Raw genomic sequence first — 21,671 nt, forward strand, 5'->3', positions numbered from 1 at the left:
ATGCTCGGCGGCGTAGGTGCTGATTTCATGCTGGGTGACTCTGGTGCCGACACTATGCGTGGCGGTGCGGGGGACGACCGATTGCTGGGCGGTGGCCAAAACGATGCACTCTACGGCGACGCTGGCAACGATGATATCCAAGGCGGCGAGCAGAACGACTGGCTGGAAGGTGGCGAGGGTAACGACGCGCTTGACGGCGGCGAAGGGAATGACCATCTGCGGGGCGATGGCGACGGCGACATATTGAATGGTGGTGACGGCGTCGATGCATTGGAAGGTGGCGACGGCGAGGATATGCTGACCGGCGGCAAGGGTGATGATTTGCTCATCGGCGGCAAGGACCGTGACACCTATCTGCTGGTCAAGGGCGATGGCGCCGATATTGTGCTGGATGAAGACGGCGATGGTGTGCTGCTGGTCGACAACAAGGCCCTGGATGGCGGTGCGCAGATAGAGGAAATGCCGAATGTCTGGCTGAGTGCTGACCGTGAAACCCGCTATGTGTGGGAGCCAGACAATAAGGGCATTGGCGCCCTGATGATCTTCCGCAAGGGTAACCATGTGGTGATACCGAATTTTCAGAACGGCAAGTTCGGTATCAAGCTACAAGGCTCCACCTCGCTTTATCTCAATAAGCTGGATGGCAGTGCCGTCGTAAACGAATGGCCGTTGGTCAATTCCACGGGTGTGCAGGCGGAGTTTGGCAATAAGTCCAATGTGATTCTCTCGCCATTTGGTGACGACGAGATTGTGACGGGTGAGGGGGCCGATCACTTTACGCTGGGCCTGGGGCTGGATCTGGTCAATGCCGGGGAAGGTAGTGATGTTTTCAATCTGTACTTTGATCACGACAACAGCGGCAAACACGATACGGTTCAATTCAGCAATGGGTACGATGAAGAGAAGAACAAACTTGTAGGTTGGAAGTGGGAGCTGCACAAGGACAACGTGTACGCCCACCCCGATGGCTATATGACCTTCTTTGCCCGCATTAGCCAGGACGAGGGCGGGCTGCTGGAGCTTGCTTACCATACTCCGACGTTCTCCGAGCTCTGGAACAAGCGCCTTGATGATGCGCGCAAGCAGAGTTCAGAAGTCATGGATTCGCAGATACTGCACGGTGGCGGCGGGGATGACCTGGTGCAGGGCGATTTTGGCAATGACGCACTGTTTGGTGACAACGGCAACGATCTTCTCAACGGCAGCCTGGGGAACGACTTCCTCTCGGGCGGCGTGGGTAGTGACAGCCTGATCGGCGGCAATGGCCGCGATGTGCTGCTGGGCGGTGTGGGTGGCGATACCCTGTGGGGCGAATGGGGTGAAGATAGCCTGCGCGGCGGCAAGGATAACGACCGGCTTTATGGCGATGCCGAGTACCAGACCCAGGAAGCCCGCTTCTATGGCAATGATGTGCTGGATGGCGAAGAGGGCGACGATACCCTGGTGGGGGGCGGCGGCGATGACACCCTGAACGGGGGCGACAATGCTGATCTGATGTTTGGCGACTTCGGCACCATGGCGCCCAGCGAGTTCGAGGGCAATGACTCGCTGGTGGGCGGCAAGGGCAAGGATACCCTGCAAGGTGCAGGCGGCAACGATACCCTGCTGGGTGGCGAGGACAACGACACCCTCTATGGCGGTGTCGGCAACGATTCGATGGATGGCGGGGAGGGGCAGGATGCGCTAGACGGCGAAGCCGACGACGATACCCTGCGCGGCGGCGATGAGAACGACACCCTGCTGGGCGGCGATGGCGCGGATATTCTGGTTGGTGGCGATGGCATAGACAGCCTGGTTGGCGGCAACCACAACGATGTGCTGATGGGCGACGACGGTGCCGATATCCTGCGTGGCGGCGAGGGTGACGACAAGCTGCAAGGCGGCGCAGGCGCCGACAAGCTGTACGGCGATGGTGGCAACGACGAACTGTATGGCGGTGAAGGCGACCAGTTGTATGGTGGCACCGGCACGGATATCTATTACGTGACCAAGGGCCAATCGGCCGGGGTGTCCGACGCGGACAGCGACAGCATACTGATCATACAAAGCGCCGGCTCGCCTGCAGCCAGTACGGCCCGTGCCATGCGCCAGGCCAGGAATGCCGATGCAGGTGCGGCCATCGGCCTGGGCTGGGTGGATATGCCCCAGCCGGGCGAGCCGGATGTCTACCTGCAGGTGGGTGATACCCAGGTTTACTTCCACTCCAATGGCACACGCTTCAGCAGCATCATGCTGGACGATAAGGTGCTGATTTCGGGCGAGGAACTGGCGGCCTTCTACAAGCGCGAGATTGACGACGTATTGCTGCTGCGCGGCGACGCAGGCGACAACGTGCTGGTCGGCGACCACCGTTACAACCGCCTGCTGGGCCTGGGCGGCAACGACACCTTGCAGGCAGGCGCTGGCGATGATGTGCTTATTGGCGGCAGTGGCGATGACTTGCTGCAGGGCGAAGAGGGCTATGACCTGCTGCGTGGTGATGCCGGCAACGATACGCTGGAGGCCAGCAACGGCGATGACTTGCTGCTGGGTGGTGACGGCGACGACGAACTGAAGGGCGGCGATGGTGCCGATACCCTGCGCGGCGACGCGGGTGCCGACACCCTGCTGGGCGGGACGGGCGACGACCTGCTGCAAGGCGGTGATAGTGACCTGCTGGCGGGCGGCCAAGGGGTGGATACCTATGAGATCGAGCAAGGCAGTACGGTAAAACTGCTGGACGGCGATGGCGGCAGCGTGGTGGTGATCACTGGCGCAGCCCCGCTGGCCGCCGGCGAGACCGTGCCCGTGCTGGTCAAACGCGCGGAGGAGGTGGTGGAGGGGGAACCGGATATCTACCTGGAAGTGGCCGGTACCCGTATTTACCTGGAGTCGGATGCACCCTTGCTGGCCGGCATCATGCTGGGCGATCGCGTCATCATGGAGGGTGAGGCGCTGCGTGACCTGCTGTTTACCGAGATTAGCAAGATCGTGATGCCGGTGGGCGATGCGGGTGCCAATACATTGTTTGGCACCAGTGGGAACAATCTTCTTGATGCAGTGGCCGGTAACGACACCTTGCACGGGTATGGTGGCGACGATGTGCTCAAGGGCGGGGACGGCGACGACCTACTCATTGGTGGCGTAGGCAATGACATCTTGTCAGGTGGCGATGGCAACGATATCTACCGCATCGGACAAGGTGAGGGGAATGATCAGCTTATTGATGGGGATGGCCGTAACCGGGTGATCTTCGGCGAAGGCATCAGTGCCGATTCGGTCAGCTTCCGTTTTGATGAGCGCCGCTACAGCATTGTGATGGATTACACGGGTGGTAGCCTGGCGCTGGGCGCCGAGGTCAAGGGCATGCTGGAGTTTGCCTTTGCCGATGGTACGCTCAAGACCTTCGATGAACTGGCTGACAGCTTCCTAACACAGCTACGCACCCGCCGAGGTACGGAGCAGGCCGATTGGTTGGTGGGCACGGCAGACAAGAACCTGATCGAGGGTTTGGCGGGCGATGACGGCCTGTACAGCCTGGAAGGCGACGACACCCTGGCAGGCGGGCAGGGCCGCGACACCATGGATGGTGGCGAAGGCCGGGACACCTACCGCTTTGGCTTGGGCGATGGCGTTGACACGGTGGCCGACGCCGATGGCAATTTACAGATCGAGCTGGACGCATCGGTGGACAAGGCGACGGTACGCCTGGAGCGGGTAAGCAACAAGGGTAGCTTCGATCTGCTGCTCAAGTATGGCAGCGACGATGTTGTGGTGGTGCGCAATGGCCTGCTGGCCAGCCAATTGACGGTCCGTTTTGCCGATGGTAGTGCCTGGAGCTTGGCTGATATCGAGGCTACCCTGGGTACCCAGGTCAACCATCAGGTCAATCCATTTGGTAATGGTGTGGATTACTGGACGGGTACGGCGGCGGGTGAAGTGATTGCGGCGGATGCAGGCCGTGATGAGCTTTATGGCCGTGGCGGCAACGATACGCTGGATGGTGGATCAGGTAACGATCTGCTGGCCGGCGAGCAGGGCAACGACACTTATCTGGTTTACAGCGGTATGGGCCGCGACCAGGTGATCGACAGTGGCGTCAATACCCTCAAGCTGGATGCCAGCCTTTCCGGCGCCGATGTGCAGTTTGCCCTACGTGGTGATGACCTGGTGGTGCAGCTGCGGCAGAGCACGGATTCGGTGGTGTTGCGCGACTTTGTCAAGCAGAAGGGGGCTGGCTGGCAGATACAGTTTGGCGAGCAGGACCCGGCAGAAATGAAGGCCTGGGTGCTGGCAGCGCTGGTGCAGCAAGACAAGGATGACAAGATTTCAGGCAACAGCCAGCGGCTGCGGCAAGACTTTCTTGCGCGCCTGCTGGGTGAACAAGAAGAACTGGCGACCGAGGGTGAATTGGATGTGCAACATGATGTGAATGTGCGTATTCAGCGCGTTGATGTGACCGGTGAGACGGCAGAGGTGTCTTCTACCCACGAGCGCACCGAACAGACAGAAACCACAACGGTTATTACGCCTACGCGTACTGACCATATCCTTGAGCAAGGCCGTGAAGAAATCAAAGTGCTGCGCTTTATAAAGCATTCGGATATGTCCGGCCCGATAGATCCAAACCGATACCGCCCCGCTACGCGCACGGAACAAGTATTGGTACATCCAGGCTATCGTCATGGCCTTGTTGATGGGCCAGGTCAAGGTCAGGATGGAGATGGCATCGATGGGCTTGCACCTGTTTATATCACCCAGGTGGTAGAAGGCTATGAAGAGATCACGCGTATAACGATACCAGCCAAGATATCCACTACGGTCGAAAACATTACCGAGGAGAAAACTCGTGTTATTTCGACTGAAACCAAGGTCGGCATTATGGATGTCTATGGATCTGCGGGTGATCAGTCTATTTTTGGTTCGCTGGGCGCGATTAGCGGCGGTGATGGAAACGATACCTTGGGTGGCGGCTGGGCTTGGAAGACGTTTGTGGAAAACCATAGCAAGGACATGGGCCTGTTCTTGGACGGTGAAGCTGGGAATGATGTACTGGTTGGCACCGACGGTGAAGATCTGTTGGTAGCTAGTACTGGGAACGATACCTTGGCTGGAGGAGGAGGGGGAGATACATACTCAGTTCAAGCGAGCAGTAATTACAGCTTGATACTGGATGCTGGTATTACCCCATCCTTCGATTACTACAATGATTTAATGAAGGCTGGTGGTGGTTTTGGTTTTGGCTTCTATGCAGGATGGGCGGATGCTATAGAAAGCGGTGGCAGTTATTCCAGCAGGTCTCTATCTGGGCATGAGGTGGCTTCGCTCTATATGGGAGCTGTTCTTACGGAGTTAATGAATGGGATGGTATTTACGACATATCACCCTGATGATACTGAGGCAGAGGCAACTTACAGAACTGAGGAGTATTCATTGATAACCTTGAGTGTAAGAATGCTTGGTAAGAAGTTGAGGTTTGAGAATATCCCAACACTGGCAGCGCATCCAAGCAATCCATTCAACGGTGACGATGGATCTGCCGAAACAGAGGAATTAATAACTACTTCTATTGCTCCGCTTTACGAGTTGGCGCAGGCGGGATTATTGAATGTTGCAATGACCTCTGCTGAAGCATTCAATCGGCTCTCACGGCAAGTATTAGGTCTGGATGGTGAGTACGCCAAGGATATCCTACGCTTTGAAGGCAACGTCCGCCTCAGCGACCTGACCGCCAGCATGGGCAGCATCATGCTGCATGACAAGTCATATAAGACAGTACGTATCCAGCAGCCCGACGGTAAGATCACCGAGGTGGTATTGCCCAATCCGGATACCCCTGCCGGTTTTGGTATTGAGCTGCTGCAGTTTAGCGATGGTTCCCGTGCCACCATAGGGCAGCTGATGCAGTTGAACAATCTGCTGGATGATAAGCAGGAGAATCAAGCCCCAGTGCCCGTTGGCGAGATCAATGCGCCCACCGCCTCGGTAGACAGCCTGTTCAGCTGGACTTTGCCTGCAGGCCTGTTCAGCGACCCGGATGGGGACAAGCTGAAGATCGCGGTATCGCTGGCTGATGGTAGCCCCTTGCCGGCTTGGCTGAGCTTTGATGTGGAGACGGGTACTTTGTCGGGCACGCCTGCGGCGGCGCACCAGGGTAGCTTGGCTTTGCGCCTGACGGCGACGGATGCGGGTGGCCTGGAGGCCAAGGCCGAGTTTGCCTTGAACGTGATGCCTATTAACCGTGCACCCACGGTGGCGGGTGCCGTGAATGGGCAGACGGCCACGGCTGATACGCCGTTTGCCTTGCCCTTGCTGGCTGGCTTGTTCAGCGACCCGGATGGCGATGTGCTGAGCCATGCGGTGACCCTGGCCGACGGCAGCCCCTTGCCGGCCTGGCTGAGCTTTGATGCGGTGACCGGGGTGTTGAGCGGCACGCCAGGTAATGCCCAGGCGGGGGAGCTGGCCTTGCTGGTGGTGGCAACCGATACCGCCGGCCTGCGCGCTACCGTGCCATTCAGCCTGCAGGTGCTGGCGGTCAACCATGCGCCGGCGGTGGCGGGCAAGGTGGATGCGCAAGTGCTGATGGTGGGCAAGCCCTACAGCCTGCAACTGCCGCAAGACCTGTTTACTGATGCCGATGCAGAAGACAGCCTGAACGTGACCTTCAAGCTGGCCGATGGCGGCGACCTGCCGGCCTGGCTGGTCTACGATGCTGCCAGCCGCACGCTGGCCGGTACGCCCATGGGCCAGCCCGGTAGCTTGCAGCTGCTGGTAATTGCTAGTGATAACCATGGCGCCAAGGTGCAGATGCCGTTGGAAATGACGATAGCAGCCAACCCCTATATGCAGTTGGGGGCAGGTGCTGCCGATAATCTGGCGGGCTCGGCACAGGATGACAGCCTGTTTGGCCTGGCGGGCAATGACACGCTCAATGGCGCTGCCGGTGCGGATGCGCTGGTAGGTGGCGCGGGCAACGACAGCCTGTTGGGTGGTGCCGGCAAGGACACCTATCTGTTCGGCCTGGGCGACGGCCTGGACGTGGTGAACGAGCATTACAACGCCAGCGGCGACAGCTTTGTATTCGGCAGCGGCATTGCACAGGCAGATATTGTGCTGCAGCGTGGTAGTGGTGCGGCGGTCAACGATCTGGTCATCAAGTACAGCGCCCAGGATGCCATTACCCTGCAGAGCTTCTTTACCAATGCCACCTGGTACGAGCCCTTGAAGCTGGAGACGCTGCGCTTTGGCGATGGCAGCAGCGTTACCCTGCAAGACCTGCTGCAAAAGCATGGCCTGATGGGTAGCGCTGTAGCGGACGATTTGTCGGTGGCATCGGTGGTGACCACGGAGGGCTTTGCGTTGAATGGCCTGGCGGGTAACGATACCCTGACCGGCAGCCAGGGTACCGATAGTCTGGAAGGCGGCTTGGGTAACGATAGCTTGGTAGGCGGCCTGGGCAACGATACCCTGATTGGCGGTGTAGGTAACGACACGCTGAAGGGCGATGCGGGCAACAACAGCTATCTGTTCAGGCTGGGCGATGGTCTGGACGTGGTGGCGGAGCAGTACAACAGCGCGGCCGACAGTCTGAATTTCGGCAACGGCATTGCGCAGGCCGATATCGTGTTGCGGCGTGGCAGCGGTGCGGCGGTGAATGACCTGGTTGTCCACTACAGTGCGGCCGATGCCTTCACCTTGCCCAGCTTCTTTACCAATACCGCTTGGTTCGATGGCCTGAAGGGCGAGACTCTGCAGTTTGCTGATGGCAGCAGCACGAGCCTGAAGCAGATGCTGGCGCAGGCAGGCCTGCTGGGCACGGCCGATGCCAACGATCTCAGCATATTGAGTGCGGCCACCAACGATGGCATGACGCTGCACGGTCTGGGCGGCAACGATACCCTGACCGGCAGCCTAGGCGCTGATACCCTGGTGGGCGGTACAGGCAGCGATATGCTCAAGGGTGGCGGTGGCAGTAACAGCTATGTGTTCAACCTGGGAGATGGTGTCGATGTCATCAGCGAGCAGTACAACAGTGTTGCCGATACGGTGATATTCGGCAGCGGCATTCTGCCGGCTGATGTTGTGCTGCAGCGCGGTACAGGGGCTAACGAGAACGATCTGGTCATCAAGTACAGCGCAACGGACGCCGTGACCTTGCCGGGGGTGTTCAGCAATGTGACCTGGTTTGACGGCCTGAAGGGGCAGGTCTTCCGCTTTGCCGATGGCACCAGCCTGACCCTGAAACAGGCCCTGGCGCTGGCTGGGCTGGCTGGCTCGGCAGGGGCCGACAGCATCAGCATCGTGAGTGCTGCGACAACCGACGGCATGACCCTGAATGGCCTGGCCGGCAACGATACCCTGACGGGCAGCTTGGGTGCAGACACGCTGGTAGGCGGCGCGGGCAACGATAGCCTGGTGGGCGGGCAAGGCAGCAATGCCTATGTCTTCAACCTGGGCGATGGCCATGATGTGGTGAACGAGCATTACGCCAGCGCGGCGGATACCTTGCAGTTTGGTCCGGGCACTACGCTATCTGGCCTGAGCCTGCGCCAAGGAGTGTCGGGCGGTAGCCCCAATAACGATCTGGTCATACAGTACGGCGCCAATGAGAGCGTAACCCTGCTGAGCATGCTGACCAACGCGCCGTGGTATGACGGCCTGAAGCAGCAAACCCTGAAGTTTGCCGATGGCAGCAGCATTACCCTGCAATCCCTGATGAGCCAGCAGGGCCTGATGGGTTCGGCGGGCAATGACACCATGAGTGTGGCTGGGACCGGCACGCAGGATGGCCTGCGGTTGAACGGTCTGGAAGGGGCCGATACGCTCACCGGTGGCCTGGGTGCCGATATCTTGTTGGGTGGCGCGGGCAATGACAGCCTAAGCGGCGGTGCAGGCGCTGATGTGCTGGCGGGCGGTACAGGCGACGATATCCTGATCGGTGCTGGCGGCAGCGATGTCTATCAGGTTGCGCTGGGTGGCGGCAAGGACGCGATACGCGAGAATGATGCGGTTGCGGGTAACAGCGATACGCTGCAGTTCCTTGATGTGGCGTCTACCGCTATCACATCGATACAGAAGGTGGGCCAGAACCTGGTGTTCCAGTATGGCAATGGCGATCAGGTCACTATCGAGGGGCAGTATTACTCGGTTGACCCAACCCGTTTCCGGGTTGAGCTGTTCAGCTTCAGCGATAACGTGACCTGGACTGATGCCCAGGTGCAGGCCAAGCTGACGCCGGTAGCCGGCTTGTCGGTGAACGCCTTGCTGCGTCCGCAGGAGCAGGTGGTGCACAGTGGGCTGGACCTGGATGGTGTGCCACCACCGAGTGCCAACTTGAACCAACGCTTGGGCCAACGGGCCAACCAGGAATTCGGCCCATTGGCGGCAGGTCTGTCGCTGGCTATGGAGCGCAACCCGGAGGAACAGGTCAGGCGCAATGGCCTGGATCTGGACGGCGTGCCACCGCCCAGCGCCAACCTGAACAAGCGGGTTGGGTACACACTGTCACCTTACCTGAGTCGCCCAGTGGCGGGGTTGTCGGTGGATATGACGCTGCGCCCGCAGGAGCAAGTGGTGCGTGCAGGTCTGGATCTGGACGGTGTACCACCGCCTAGCGCCAGCCTGAACAATCGCACGGGCCACACGGCTGATCAGCAGCTGAATCTGTTGGTCGATGCCATGGCGAGCTTCGCACCGAGTGCCATGGGCAACCTGGGTGCGGTGGCGCAGGATGCCGATATGTACCGGCCTGTGCTGGCGGTATCCCACCACTAAGCTGGATAGCCCAGGTTGGCATGTTGAAACCAGGCCGCAAGCACGGCCTGGTTTTCTCCATTTTTATTTAGAATCAATAGCTTATTGTCTTGTCATGAGGCTGGGGAACGGGTATATTCCGCGCCCCTGCCCAGTTTGGGTAGAGCTTGCCTGCCTTGGCGTCGGCTCGCTGCCAGCCATGGCATGGGGCAATGGCTATAGTGCCTGTATGGATGGCCTACATCCGGGCATGGGCATTGGTTTTGCCTAAGTATTTGTATGCAATAGAAGGCGTTGCCGTGATGGCTCGGCTTGTGTTGCAGATGTTTCGATATTGAACGAGTCAGAAAATAACTGTGCGACAGGAATGACAGATAAATTACCCACCGCTCCGGAAGCGGAATTGATACAACCCGATACCGAGCAGACCAGCGTCGTGGATAGCGGTCTGGTCGGCCTGGTCATGCTGGCCCGGTTTCATGCCGTGGCAGCCGAGCCCGCGCAACTTGCCCACCAGTTTGGTGGCGGCGTGGCTTTCGATGAAACGCGTATTTTGCTGGCGGCCAAGCAACTGGGCCTGAAGGCCCGTGCAGTCAATGCCAGGGTAGATAGATTAGACACCTTGCCGCTACCGGCCTTGGCCGAGGATGTGGGTGGGGGCTATTTCATCATTGCCCGTGTCTCGGACGATCAGGTACTGATACAGGATCCACGCCTGGGCCGCCCCGAGACGCTGAGCCGCGATCAACTGGTCAGCCGCTGGAGCGGCAGGCTGCTGCTGTTTGCCTCGCGTGCCTCCTTGGCTGGCGAGCTGTCCAAGTTTGATTTCACCTGGTTTATTCCGGCGGTGGTCAAATACCGCAAGCTGCTGGGCGAAGTGCTGTTCGTCTCCTTCATCCTGCAGTTGATCGCCCTGTTGACCCCCTTGTTCTTCCAGGTGGTCATGGACAAGGTGCTGGTACACCGTGGGTTCTCGACGCTGGACGTGATTGCCGTCGGCCTCTTGGTGGTATCCATCTTTGAGGTCGTGCTGACAGGTTTGCGTACCTGGCTGTTCTCGCACACCACCAACCGTATCGACGTTGAGCTGGGTGCCAGGCTGTTCCGTCACCTATTGAACCTGCCGCTGGCGTATTTCCAAGCGCGCCGGGTGGGGGATTCGGTGGCCCGAGTGCGGGAGCTGGAAAACATCCGCCAGTTTCTCACTGGTAATGCCATCACGCTGGTGATGGACCTGCTGTTCTCGGTGGTGTTCATCGCCGTGATGTTCTATTACAGCGGCTGGCTGACGCTGATCGTGCTGCTGAGCCTGCCGTGCTATGCCTTGCTGTCGTTCCTGATCACCCCGGTGCTGCGCGCAAGGCTGGACCAGAAGTTCGCCCGTGGTGCCGAGAACCAGGCTTTTCTGGTGGAGGCGGTCAATGGCGTGGAGACCATCAAATCCATGGCGGTGGAGCCGCGTGTGATCGAGCGGTGGGACAACCAGTTGGCAGCCTATGTGGCGGCCAGCTTCAAGGTTGGCCAGCTGGGCAATATCGCCAGCCAGGTGGTTTCGCTGATTGGCAAGCTGGTGACAGTGGCCACCCTGTGGCTGGGCGCCAAACTGGTGATCGAGGGCGAACTGACGGTGGGCCAGCTGATTGCCTTCAATATGCTGGCCGGCCGCGTTGCTGGGCCCATCATGCGCTTGGCGCAGCTGTGGCAGGATTTCCAGCAGACTGGTATCTCCATGCAGCGCCTGGGAGATATCCTCAATACCCGTACCGAGGTCGCCCAGGCCAGTCGCGCTGCCTTGCCGGCGATTGTGGGGGCCATCGAGTTCGATCAAGTGGGCTTTCGTTACCGTCCTGATGGGCCGGAGATACTGCGTGGTATCTCGCTGCAGATCAAGCCTGGGGAGGTAATCGGCATTGTCGGCCGATCTGGTTCGGGCAAGAGTACCTTGACCAAGCTGGTGCAACGATTATTTGTACCCGAGCGTGGCCGCGTGCTGGTGGATGGCGTGGACCTGGCCCTGGCCGACCCGGTGTGGCTGCGGCGCCAGGTGGGTGTGGTCCTGCAGGAGAACCTGCTGTTCAACCGCTCCATCCGCGACAATATTGCCCTGGCCGACCCTGGCATGCCGATGGAGGCGGTGATACATGCCGCCAAGCTGGCGGGGGCGCATGAGTTTATCGTGGAGCTGCCCGAGGGGTATGACACGGTGGTGGGTGAACATGGTACAGGCCTGTCTGGCGGCCAGCGCCAGCGTGTGGCCATTGCCCGCGCCCTGGCGACCAATCCCCGTATCCTGATACTGGACGAGGCGACCAGCGCGCTGGACTATGAGTCGGAGCGGGTGATACGGGACAATATGCGCGCCATCTGCCAGGGGCGGACGGTGATCGTGATTGCCCACCGCCTTTCTACTGTAAGGATGTCGGACCGGATTATCGCCGTAGACAAGGGGCAGATTGTCGAGGAGGGCCAGCATGATGAGCTGGTCAACCGCCCAGGTGGGTACTACGCCCATCTTTACAGTCTGCAGCAGGGGTAAGCCAGATGATATTCGAAGCCACAAAAGCCCTGTTACAGCGCTATGCAACGGTATGGAAAGCTGCTTGGGAAGTCCGTGATCAACTGGCGCCCAAGGCCAAGCTGAGTTACGAGGCGCAGTTTCTGCCAGCTGCGCTGGAACTGCAGGAGACACCGCCTTCGCCTGTTCCCCGCTTGACCATGAAGATATTGATGGCCTTGTTCCTGATTGCGCTGGCCTGGAGCATCTTCGGCAAGATCGATGTGGTGGCGGTGGCCCAGGGCAAGATTATTCCTGATGACCGCACCAAGGTCATACAGACGCCTGAGTTGGCCGTGGTGCGGCGCATATTGGTGCGTGATGGCCAGCATGTGAAAGCCGGGCAGGTGCTGATAGAACTGGATGCCACCAGCGCCGGCGCTGATAAATCACGCGCCGGCAGTGAGCTGGGCGCGGCAGAGCTGGAAGCGGCACGCAGCAAGGCTCTGGCGGATGCGCTGGAGCGTGGCCATCTGCCGCAGCTGACTTCGCCAGGCAATGTGGAAGCCAGCGCGCTGGCCAGCGAGAAGCGGCTGCTGATAGGCGAGTATGCCGAAATACAGGCGCGCCTGGCCGCGCTCGATGAAGAGACCGAACGCCGTCGGGCGGAGCTGGAGACCAGCCGGCAGATTGCCGCCAAGTTGTCCGAGACCCTGCCCATTGTGCGGCAGCGTACTGAGGACTATCGCGGCCTGGCCGAGAAGAACTTTATCGCCAAGCACGCCCTGCTGGAGAAGGAACAAGCACTGGTCGAGACGCAACGCGACCTTGCGGCAGAGCAGAGCCGTACCAGGCAGCTGGAGCATGCCATCTCGCAGAACCAGCGTGAGCGTGCGAGCTTGCTGGCACAAACCCGCCGAGCAGCGCTGGACCAATTGAACCAGGCACAGGACAGGGCCAGCTCGCTGCGCCAGGAACTGGTCAAGGCGGAGCAACGTAACCGGCTGTTGACCCTGGTGGCGCCTGTGGACGGGGTGGTGCAGCAATTGTCGGTGCATACGGTGGGCGGGGTGGTGAAGGAGGCCGACCCGCTGCTGCAGGTGGTGCCGCAGAACGACAGGCTGGTGGTGGAGGCGCAGATCGAGAACAAGGATATTGGTTTCGTGGTGGCGGGCCAGCAGGCCGAGGTCAAGGTGGAGACCTTCAGCTTTACCAAGTACGGCACCCTGCCGGGCAAGGTGCTGACCGTGTCGAACGACGCGGTGCAGGACGAGAAGCGTGGCCTGATCTATCCGGCCCGGGTGGAACTGATGCGCTCGTCAGTGCAGGTGGAGAACAAGCGGGTCAACCTGAGCCCCGGCATGGCGGTAACGGCCGAGATCAAGATAGGCAAGCGACGGGTGATTGAATACTTCTTGAGCCCGCTAAGCGAGCATGTGCAGGAGAGCTTGCGCGAGCGCTAAGCCTATCGACCTGTGTGTATTGCAGAACGGCACCCTTATGTAGGGTGCCGTTCTGCTTTTGCGGGGCTGCCAGCTGACTTGCGCGTGTTCTTGAAGTTGCAAACTAGCTGTATGAATGCGGAATAGCCGGATTGATGAACAGCTGCCGTTGAGGCTGGAGTATTCAAGCGATCGATTAACAAGGTGGGGGCGCTGGACGGTTAATTTCATGAATGTTAGGCTGGAAATAGTCCCATCTATATAAATAGCAGATGGTGGCATTAACCGGCCTTTTCGATGCGATGAAAATTAATTTAAAGCTATCCATTTTATTACTTTCTCTAGGTGTTGCAGCAACGGTCTGGTGGGTCAATCGCCCCCGTCCTCCCGAGACGACTTGGGTCGTTTCACCCACGACACCTTACGAGAGTGATTCCGTCCCAATGGGGACATTCGACCCTGCACAATGCCGCGATGGGGGAGATGGCAATCTGTATTTCGCATTTGGGCGCTTGGTCATGAAGGCAAAGGCTAGCGAGATCTTGGAAGATCATGTGGCTTTTAGTCGGCTGAATGAGAAATTTCATAGCCAGGGGCTTCCCACTGCACCAGACCCAAGCCAGCCCAAAGGATGTTATGATAATCCCATGCAGGCATATGGATTCGGCCTTCTGTTCGAGTTTGATGGTGTGAATAAGTCCAACTATCCCGAAGATGATCGCCTCCAGGGTTTTGGCATGCGGAAAATCACACAGGGATTCACTGGCCTAGTCGAAGTCAATCAGACCACATATGCAACTTATCGGAACGGCGCAAAAAGTGTCTGTACCGAATCCTATGAGCTCATAGTCTGTGGCACGCCCGGCGCAAGTCAATCCGCCATGATGGCTCGACAGGACAGATATACTGCCCCCGACGGCCGCCCCTTCGTGACGATCTGCCTAGATCCCATCCTATGCCAGTATTCCTACGTGACCGAAGGTCACGAAGCCGTCGTCAGCAGAAGATTCTCAATGGTACATGTGCCATTGAACATGGTGATTCCTTCCGACAGGAAACTTCGACAACTGCTCGCATCCAGGCTGGTCGAAAATTATCCATGGCCAGAAAATAAGGAAAGCATTCACTAGGTATGATTCACGTACGTCGAAAACCAAGGGGGCGTTATGTAGATTTCCCCTTGTCAGGTTAAAGTGGTTTTTACCAACCTCTCCCTTGCTGTAATACCGGTGTTGCCAGCGATTAATCGACAAGGTGAGGGCGCTGGACGGTTACTGTGAACCGCTGCACGCCCTGCGGTGTTGCTTGTGAGGCGATACAAAACGGCGCCCCGTTGCGGAGGCGCCGTCTGCTTGCGACGGAACGACAGGTCAGGCTTGCTGGCCGGCCTCAACCACCGCCAGGGCCGTCATATTGACGATGCGGCGTACCGAGGCGGTGGGGGTGAGGATATGCACGGGCTGGTTCACGCCCAGCAGCATGGGGCCGATGGTGACGCCGTCGGCTGCGCTGGCCTTGAGCAGGTTGAAAGCGATGTTGGCAGCATCCAGGGTGGGCATGACCAGCAGGTTGGCATCGCCCTTGAGGGTCGAGTCTGGCATCACCATATCGCGTATCTGGCCCGATAGCGCTGCATCGCCGTGCATCTCACCATCCACTTCCAGCTCGGGGGCGCGTTGGCGCAACAGCTCCAGCACCTTGCGCATCTTCAGCGAGGTCGGTGATTCCACCGAGCCGAAGCTGGAGTGCGACAGCAGGGCGACCTTGGGGGCGATGCCGAAGTTGCGGACGGTCTGGGCTGCCATCAAGGTGATCTCGGCCAACTGCTCGGCGGTCGGGTCCTGGTTCACATAGGTGTCGGTGATGAAGACATTGCCCTTGGGTAGCATCAGGGCATTCATGGCGCCATAGGTGTGGCTGTCAGCCTTGCGGCCGATGACCTGGCAGACAAAGTCCAGATGATCCTGATAATGGCCGTAGGTGCCGCAGATCATGGCATCGGCTTCGCCACGACGCATCATCAGCGCGCCGATGAGGGTGGTCTTGCGACGGACTTCGCGCTTGGCGAATTCCTGGCTGACCCCATTGCGCTTGCGCAACTGGTAGTACTCGTTCCAGTACTCGCGATAGCGTGGGTCGTTCTCGTTGTTGACCAGTTCGAAATCCACTCCGGGGCGAATGCGCAGGCCCAGCTTCTCGATGCGCATATCGATGACATTGGGGCGGCCGATCAGGATGGGGCGGGCCAGGCCCTGATCGACGATCTCCTGTACCGCATGCAGTACCCGTTCATCCTCGCCTTCGGCGTAGACCACCCGTTTGGCGGCCTTCTTGGCGGCCGTAAAGACGGGTTTCATGAACAGGTTGGACTTGTACACGAACTGCATCAGCGATTCGTGGTAGGCAGCGATGTCGGCAATGGGGCGGGTTGCCACGCCGGATTCCATGGCGGCACGGGCCACGGCCGGCGCAATCTTGACGATCAGGCGCGGGTCGAACGGCTTGGGGATGATGTAGTCTGGGCCGAAGGTCAGCGACTGGCCGCTATAGGCGTCGGCCACCACATCGTTCTGCTCGGCCATGGCGAGGTCGGCAATGGCGCGTACGCAGGCCAGCTTCATCTCATCGTTGATGGTGGTGGCGCCAACGTCGAGCGCACCACGGAAGATGAAGGGGAAGCAGAGTACGTTGTTGACCTGGTTGGGGTAGTCCGACCGGCCGGTGCAGATGATGGCATCGGGGCGGGCTTCCTTGGCCAGCGGCGGCAGGATTTCTGGCTCGGGGTTGGCCAGGGCCAGGATGAGCGGGTGGGCCGCCATGCTGCGGACCATGTCCTGGCTTACCAGTTTGGGGCCGGACAAGCCCAGGAAGATGTCGGCACCGACCATGGCATCCTTGAGGGTGCGATGGGGGGTGTCCTGGGCGTAGCGTTTTTTCGATTCGTCCAGCTTGTCCCAGTCTTCTCGCGCCTTGTGCACCACGCCCTTGGAGTCGCAGGCAATGATGTTGGCCGGGTTGAGGCCCAACTGCACCAGCAGGTTGAGGCAGGCAATGGCGGCAGCGCCAGCGCCAGACACCACCAAGCGCACTCGGCCGATGTCTTTGTCGACTATGCGCAGGCCATTCAGTACGGCAGAGGCGGTAATGATGGCGGTGCCGTGCTGGTCGTCATGGAACACCGGAATCTTCATGCGCTCGCGGCACTTTTGCTCCACGTAGAAGCATTCGGGTGCCTTGATGTCTTCCAGGTTGATGCCGCCGAAGGTGGGCTCCAGCGCACAGATGATATCAACCAGCTTGTCGGGGTCGTTCTGGTCTACTTCGATATCGAACACGTCGATACCGGCGAACTTCTTGAACAGCACGCCCTTGCCCTCCATCACTGGCTTGCCGGCCAGCGGGCCGATATTGCCCAGGCCCAGCACGGCCGTGCCATTGGAGATCACGGCGACCAGGTTGCCGCGAGCAGTATATTTGTAGGCGTTCAGCGGGTCTTCGACGATGGCGTCGCAGGCGGCGGCGACACCCGGAGAGTAGGCCAGGGCCAGATCACGCTGGCTGGACAGCGGTTTGGTCGGGGCGACCTGAATCTTGCCGGGTTTGGGGAACTGGTGGTATTCGAGTGCGCTCTTGCGCAGTTCTTCATCCATCGTGGGGCTCCAACATCGTCGTTTTGTTATGCGGGTAGCTCACGATTATAGGCCTGCCGGGCCGAGAGGCCGAGGGGGAAATCCCGATTGGGCGCATGCACGCAATGCGATGCCGCTGGGGTGGAAATTCAAGCCCTTGATTCCTCGTTGGAAACAGGTGGCGGCCTAGCCTTGCCCCAGCCGGGGAAAGCAGTGTTGCACTTGTGGCAGGGCGGTGGACGGCGCTGTTTTGTGCAACTTATCTGATTCCCCGCACCTAAACCACTTGCGCGTACCGTGCCGCGCAGCCAGACTACAGCCCCATTTAGGCAGGCTGGGGTAGGCGGAGGCGTGCTTCGCGTACTTGGCTGATAGTAAAATTGCCGCTCCCCTCGGATGAGGGCTGCCACTTGCGCCGAACCTGGGTACACCAGGTGTACGGCAGTATCGAGTTGGATGTTTTCTGGCAACCCTAGCGGGCTGCCAAGGTGTCCCGGTAGTTTGTCAGGAAAGGATTCTGCAGTGCTTCAACCCTTCTATAAGACCCTTGCGCGCCTCGCGCTAATCCTGCCCTTGCTGGCCTTGGCGGCCTGCGGCGGAGAATCGGCCCCTACCGAGGCGCCGCAAGCGTTTACGGCGGTTGCAGGCGACGGGCGGGTTACGCTTACCTGGAACCAGGACCCCAATATGACCTACTGGGTATTTGCCGCTCAGGCAGATAGCGTGACACCCGACAATTACAACAAATTCCCTGAGTCCGTACTTCAGCGCGGCGCTTCATCGCCGTTTACCCTGACCGGCCTGACCAACGGCAAGACTTACTCGTTTACTATCAATGCTACCCGGAACGGTAGCCCTGCTGGCCCGGCTGCGCCCTCGCAGGCGATAGTGCCTAGGCCTGCAGGCACGACCTGGACGCCAGGCGCCCCCTTGGGTTCGGCAGACTTGAACAAGATAGGTGCGGGCTCCAGCCAGTATGTTGCTGTTGGCAATGCGGGCAGCATCTACACCGTCGGCACCGGTAGTGTGGGGTTGTGGGTAAAGCAGAATGCCAAGACCACGGCTGATCTGTACGCCTACCTTTTCAATGGCACCAACCACATGGCCATGGGTAGTGCTGGCACGCTGATATACAGCACCGATGCCAGCACCTGGACTGTGGTTGATACAGGCGCCGCTGCAAAGGCTGAGCGCTTCAATGCATTGGCAACTGGCGGCAACATTTACTTGGCAGTTGGCCAAGGAGGAGCGATCTATACCGGTGCGACAGATGCCTTGTCTGCGCCTAAGCCTTGGGTCAAACAGGTTTCAAATACCACAGCCAACCTCAATGCCTCGATATACAACGCGCAATGGAAGCTGGAAAACTCGGTGGCCATACCGCGCTATGTGGTTGTCGGCGACAGCGGCACCATCTTGGTGGGAGAGGTAATTGCGACCACTACAGGCAGCACGGTGAGCTACTCCACGGCTTGGACGCAGAAAACCTCAGGCACCGATGCCAATCTGTATGGCATTACCTACAACAGCGCGCTCGGCAGCTATTTCGTGGTGGGTAGCGGCGGCACCTTGTTGATGAGCACCGATACTGAAACCTGGACCAAGGTAGCCTTGCCGACCACGCAGAACCTGCATGCGATCACCATTGGTAGCCGTATCCTGGCTGTGGGTGCCAACGGCACTACCGTCTTGGGTGCCTACACCTCTAGCAAGGGCACAGACGGTAAGACTGTCTGGAGTTATGCCTGGTCGGTTGGCAGCGCTGGCGCGATCAGCAAGCTCAACGATGTGATCGCCGGCGATGGCAGCTATCTGGCCGTGGGTGCATCGGGTACCAATACCCGTTCCTTCTGATCCAGACAGACTGCTTGCTCATAAATGAACAAAGGCCCCCGATGGGGCCTTTGTCTTTGGTGCTATGCGATGCAATGCAGGTCATTCCTTGATGGCGGCGTCCCAGTGCTCCGCGATCTTGCCCTGCTCGATGCGGAACATGTCGAACCAGGTGGTGGTGTACCGCTTGCCAGCTTCCTTGGGGTCGACCAGGGTACGGACAAAGCTCAATATCACCTTGTCCCCCTCGGCGCTGATGGCCACCAGCGGAGCTTTGATCCTGGCTTCTACCGGCTTGGCCTTGCTGATTTTGCTGAAGAATTCGACAAAGGCGGCACGGCCGGTCGCTACATTGGGGTTGTGCTGGATATAGTCTTCGGCCAGGTATTTGTCGGCTTGATCCAGCCTGCCGGCTTCCAGTACCTCGCGCCAGAAGTCGTATACCAGCCGCTTGTTGCTGGCCAGCTTGGGGTCGGCACTGGCAAGCAGGCTGTCATGATCGGTTGCCGCCGTGACGGGAACCTGGGCGTGTACCGGATAGGACAGTAACAAGGCGCCCGTTAGGGCAAGGGTCTGCAGCTTCATGGTGCTCCGATAGAGAGTGGCTAGCCTGCAATCAGGCTGTGCCAGTCTCGCACGAGTATCGCCAGTTCTTCCAGCGTCAGTTCGGCGGGTGGGATGGTTTCGTCGTACACATTGGCGATGGCGGCACAGCGTGTGGACAGGCTCAGTTCGTAGAGATTGCCGGTGCAGGCCCAGACCGGTGTGGTGCCCTGTCGTATATCGGCAATGGCGGACAATATTTCCTCGCATCGCTCACTACTGCGGCGTATATCGGTGTTCAGGAAGTCTGCCACCTGGTCGATCTGGCCTGCGAGACTGGCGTGCGGCTGGCCTGTGTCATCCAGTTCGAATTGGTAGTTTGGTCGTGTCATCTTGCTGCTCCTTGTCGAGATTGCAGGCGCGGGCGGCAACCCACCGGCAAGTCTGGTGCTCGCGGTATTGCGTGTCTGTCGGTACCGATGAGCCTAGTCTACACATCGGTGTATTCCCCTAGGCATCAGGAGAAAAACCCATGCACCTTGCGGCACATGGGCAAAGCGCTCCCACAGGGTGGTGGCGCCAGGGAGTCGAGAATGGGTTCAGTAGGGGAAGGCGGTATTCACCGCGCTACCCAGCAGGCCCATCCGTATCTTGAAATGCTTGCCATCACTGTCCATGCATTTCCCGCTGTCGCCATCCGTGCCCGACCAGCCCCACACCCCCCACGGCTGCGCGGCGCCCTGCTGGTTGTTGGCGGCATAGACGATGGAGGCCAGTATCTGGTCATAGGTACAGCTGTCGGGAAAGAAGGTCGACATCTTTTTCTTGCCGTTGTCGAAGGTGACCGTTGCGTCGTAGACGCCCTTGCGCAGATTGGTGATGCCGCTGATGCTGGTGATGGGGGCACTGTCCTTTTTCTGGACGGAGTGGAAGCCCACAACTTTTTTGCTGCCCTTGATCTCGCCGCAGAACACATGCTGGATATTGACTGGGGGCGTGGTGGTGCTCCAGTCAAAGTCTATGCTGTTGCAGTCTGCAGCCCATGCGTGCTGTGACAGGCTGGCCATCGTGCCGAGCAGGGCGAGCGCGAGGTAACGGTAATGTTGTATCAGGCATGACATGATGTTTTCCTCCGGGCATAAACCGATTTATTGAATGGAGATGCTGCGCACCCAGGCACGGCGGTTCTCGTCGTACAGGCTGATCCGGCCGGTGAGGGGAAAGTTGGCAGGGGTAGCTGTGATGCCTTTGCGCAAGGCGGGAGTCCGCATGCTTCCTAGTGGGGCCGCCATGATCTGCGCTATCCAGTAGCGCGAGCCTGGGGGGAGCAAGGGGCGCCGGGTGGAGGCCTGCATGGGCAGGGCCGGTGCGGCACTCAGTGGTTTGATGAACCACAATCCCTGGCTGCCAGGTTCTAGGTCGCTGTCGGCCCATAAGCTGTTTAGCAGCCGTGTCAGGCCACCGTTGGAGTCGTCGGACACATTGGCAGGCCGGCTGAGATTCCAGCCATCCCGCGCGGCTGCCTGCATCAGGGCTTTCGACTGCTGGTTCAGTGCATCGCTTGGGGGGAGTAAGCTGCCCAGGATATAGGCGCCTGCCAAACCCATGGCTCCATCCACGTCCTTGCCATGGATGAACAAGCTGACATCCACGTTGGTTGACGACCCACTTGGATTGTTAAGGGTGACGTTGTAAACATCGATCTTCCAGGCGGAGTACACCGTACTCTTGACGTTGCCGTTCGGTGTACTGTCGGTCACCTGGACAAAGCGCGCACCCACTGTGGGCACGCCTATAGGTATGCCCAGGTAGTCGGCTGCCTTGCCTATGGCGACGGTGCTGCTGAAGGTAGGCGGGACGCCAGCATCGCGCCAGGTCAGGGTGCCGGCAGAGAACAGTGGGTCGGTGGCGGCCAGGGCCAGGCAGCTTAGCAAGCAGACCAGGCTATGGCGCACATAGTGATGCCATTGATATCGGTGCATGGTGGGATTTCCTCTG

General features: G+C 59.3%; 10 protein-coding genes. 5 read left to right on the forward strand and 5 right to left on the reverse strand.

The window, feature by feature from the left end; genetic code table 11:
- The 4 genes from V7714_RS01690 (at nucleotide 1) to V7714_RS01705 (ending at nucleotide 14,798) form a co-directional block, all read left to right on the forward strand.
- Complete coding sequence (locus tag V7714_RS01690; protein ID WP_335387524.1) at nucleotides 1-9,753, forward strand: putative Ig domain-containing protein; 9,753 nt, start codon at nucleotides 1-3, stop codon at nucleotides 9,751-9,753.
- Between the two features lie 346 nt (nucleotides 9,754-10,099).
- Nucleotides 10,100-12,268, forward strand: a complete 2,169-nt coding sequence (locus tag V7714_RS01695) for a type I secretion system permease/ATPase (protein WP_335387525.1) — start codon at nucleotides 10,100-10,102, stop codon at nucleotides 12,266-12,268.
- Between the two features lie 5 nt (nucleotides 12,269-12,273).
- Complete coding sequence (locus tag V7714_RS01700; protein ID WP_335387526.1) at nucleotides 12,274-13,689, forward strand: HlyD family type I secretion periplasmic adaptor subunit; 1,416 nt, start codon at nucleotides 12,274-12,276, stop codon at nucleotides 13,687-13,689.
- A gap of 251 nt (nucleotides 13,690-13,940) precedes the next feature.
- Nucleotides 13,941-14,798: a hypothetical protein gene (locus V7714_RS01705; RefSeq protein WP_335387527.1), complete on the forward strand. Its 858-nt coding sequence runs from the start codon at nucleotides 13,941-13,943 to the stop codon at nucleotides 14,796-14,798.
- 240 nt (nucleotides 14,799-15,038) lie between these two features.
- On the opposite strand, the gene V7714_RS01710 is transcribed toward V7714_RS01705, so the two are convergent.
- Nucleotides 15,039-17,318, reverse strand: a complete 2,280-nt coding sequence (locus V7714_RS01710) for an NADP-dependent malic enzyme (protein ID WP_284196521.1) — start codon at nucleotides 17,316-17,318, stop codon at nucleotides 15,039-15,041.
- 501 nt (nucleotides 17,319-17,819) lie between these two features.
- On the opposite strand from V7714_RS01710, the gene V7714_RS01715 reads away from it, so the two are divergent.
- On the forward strand, nucleotides 17,820-19,151 hold the full coding sequence (locus tag V7714_RS01715) for a hypothetical protein (RefSeq protein WP_335387528.1): 1,332 nt from the start codon (nucleotides 17,820-17,822) through the stop codon (nucleotides 19,149-19,151).
- 81 nt (nucleotides 19,152-19,232) lie between these two features.
- Here the strand turns inward: V7714_RS01715 and V7714_RS01720 are convergent, their stop codons facing one another.
- The 4 genes from V7714_RS01720 to V7714_RS01735 form a co-directional block, all read right to left on the reverse strand.
- Complete coding sequence (locus V7714_RS01720) at nucleotides 19,233-19,715, reverse strand: nuclear transport factor 2 family protein (RefSeq protein ID WP_335387530.1); 483 nt, start codon at nucleotides 19,713-19,715, stop codon at nucleotides 19,233-19,235.
- A 20-nt stretch (nucleotides 19,716-19,735) separates the two neighbouring features.
- Nucleotides 19,736-20,065, reverse strand: coding sequence for a YacL family protein (locus V7714_RS01725; protein ID WP_335387532.1), 330 nt, complete (start codon nucleotides 20,063-20,065; stop codon nucleotides 19,736-19,738).
- 207 nt (nucleotides 20,066-20,272) lie between these two features.
- Nucleotides 20,273-20,794: an EndoU domain-containing protein gene (locus V7714_RS01730; protein ID WP_335387533.1), complete on the reverse strand. Its 522-nt coding sequence runs from the start codon at nucleotides 20,792-20,794 to the stop codon at nucleotides 20,273-20,275.
- Nucleotides 20,795-20,821: 27 nt separating this feature from the next.
- The gene (locus V7714_RS01735) at nucleotides 20,822-21,655 is read right to left on the reverse strand and encodes a hypothetical protein (RefSeq protein WP_335387535.1); all 834 of its coding nucleotides are present in this window, start codon (nucleotides 21,653-21,655) and stop codon (nucleotides 20,822-20,824) included.
- Nucleotides 21,656-21,671: the final 16 nt, after the last annotated feature.

The organism is Chitinimonas sp. JJ19 (assembly GCF_036961565.1).
GTDB lineage: Bacteria > Pseudomonadota > Gammaproteobacteria > Burkholderiales > Chitinimonadaceae > Chitinimonas.

Bases quoted from the DNA above. Each gene is read 5' to 3' on its own strand.
- V7714_RS01690 (WP_335387524.1), top strand. From the start codon at position 1: ATGCTCGGCGGCGTAGGTGCTGATTTCATGCTGGGTGACTCTGGTGCC.
- V7714_RS01695 (WP_335387525.1), top strand. From the start codon at position 10,100: ATGACAGATAAATTACCCACCGCTCCGGAAGCGGAATTGATACAACCC.
- V7714_RS01700 (WP_335387526.1), top strand. From the start codon at position 12,274: ATGATATTCGAAGCCACAAAAGCCCTGTTACAGCGCTATGCAACGGTA.
- V7714_RS01705 (WP_335387527.1), top strand. From the start codon at position 13,941: ATGGTGGCATTAACCGGCCTTTTCGATGCGATGAAAATTAATTTAAAG.
- V7714_RS01710 (WP_284196521.1), bottom strand. From the start codon at position 17,318: ATGGATGAAGAACTGCGCAAGAGCGCACTCGAATACCACCAGTTCCCC.
- V7714_RS01720 (WP_335387530.1), bottom strand. From the start codon at position 19,715: ATGAAGCTGCAGACCCTTGCCCTAACGGGCGCCTTGTTACTGTCCTAT.
- V7714_RS01725 (WP_335387532.1), bottom strand. From the start codon at position 20,065: ATGACACGACCAAACTACCAATTCGAACTGGATGACACAGGCCAGCCG.
- V7714_RS01730 (WP_335387533.1), bottom strand. From the start codon at position 20,794: ATGTCATGCCTGATACAACATTACCGTTACCTCGCGCTCGCCCTGCTC.
- V7714_RS01735 (WP_335387535.1), bottom strand. From the start codon at position 21,655: ATGCACCGATATCAATGGCATCACTATGTGCGCCATAGCCTGGTCTGC.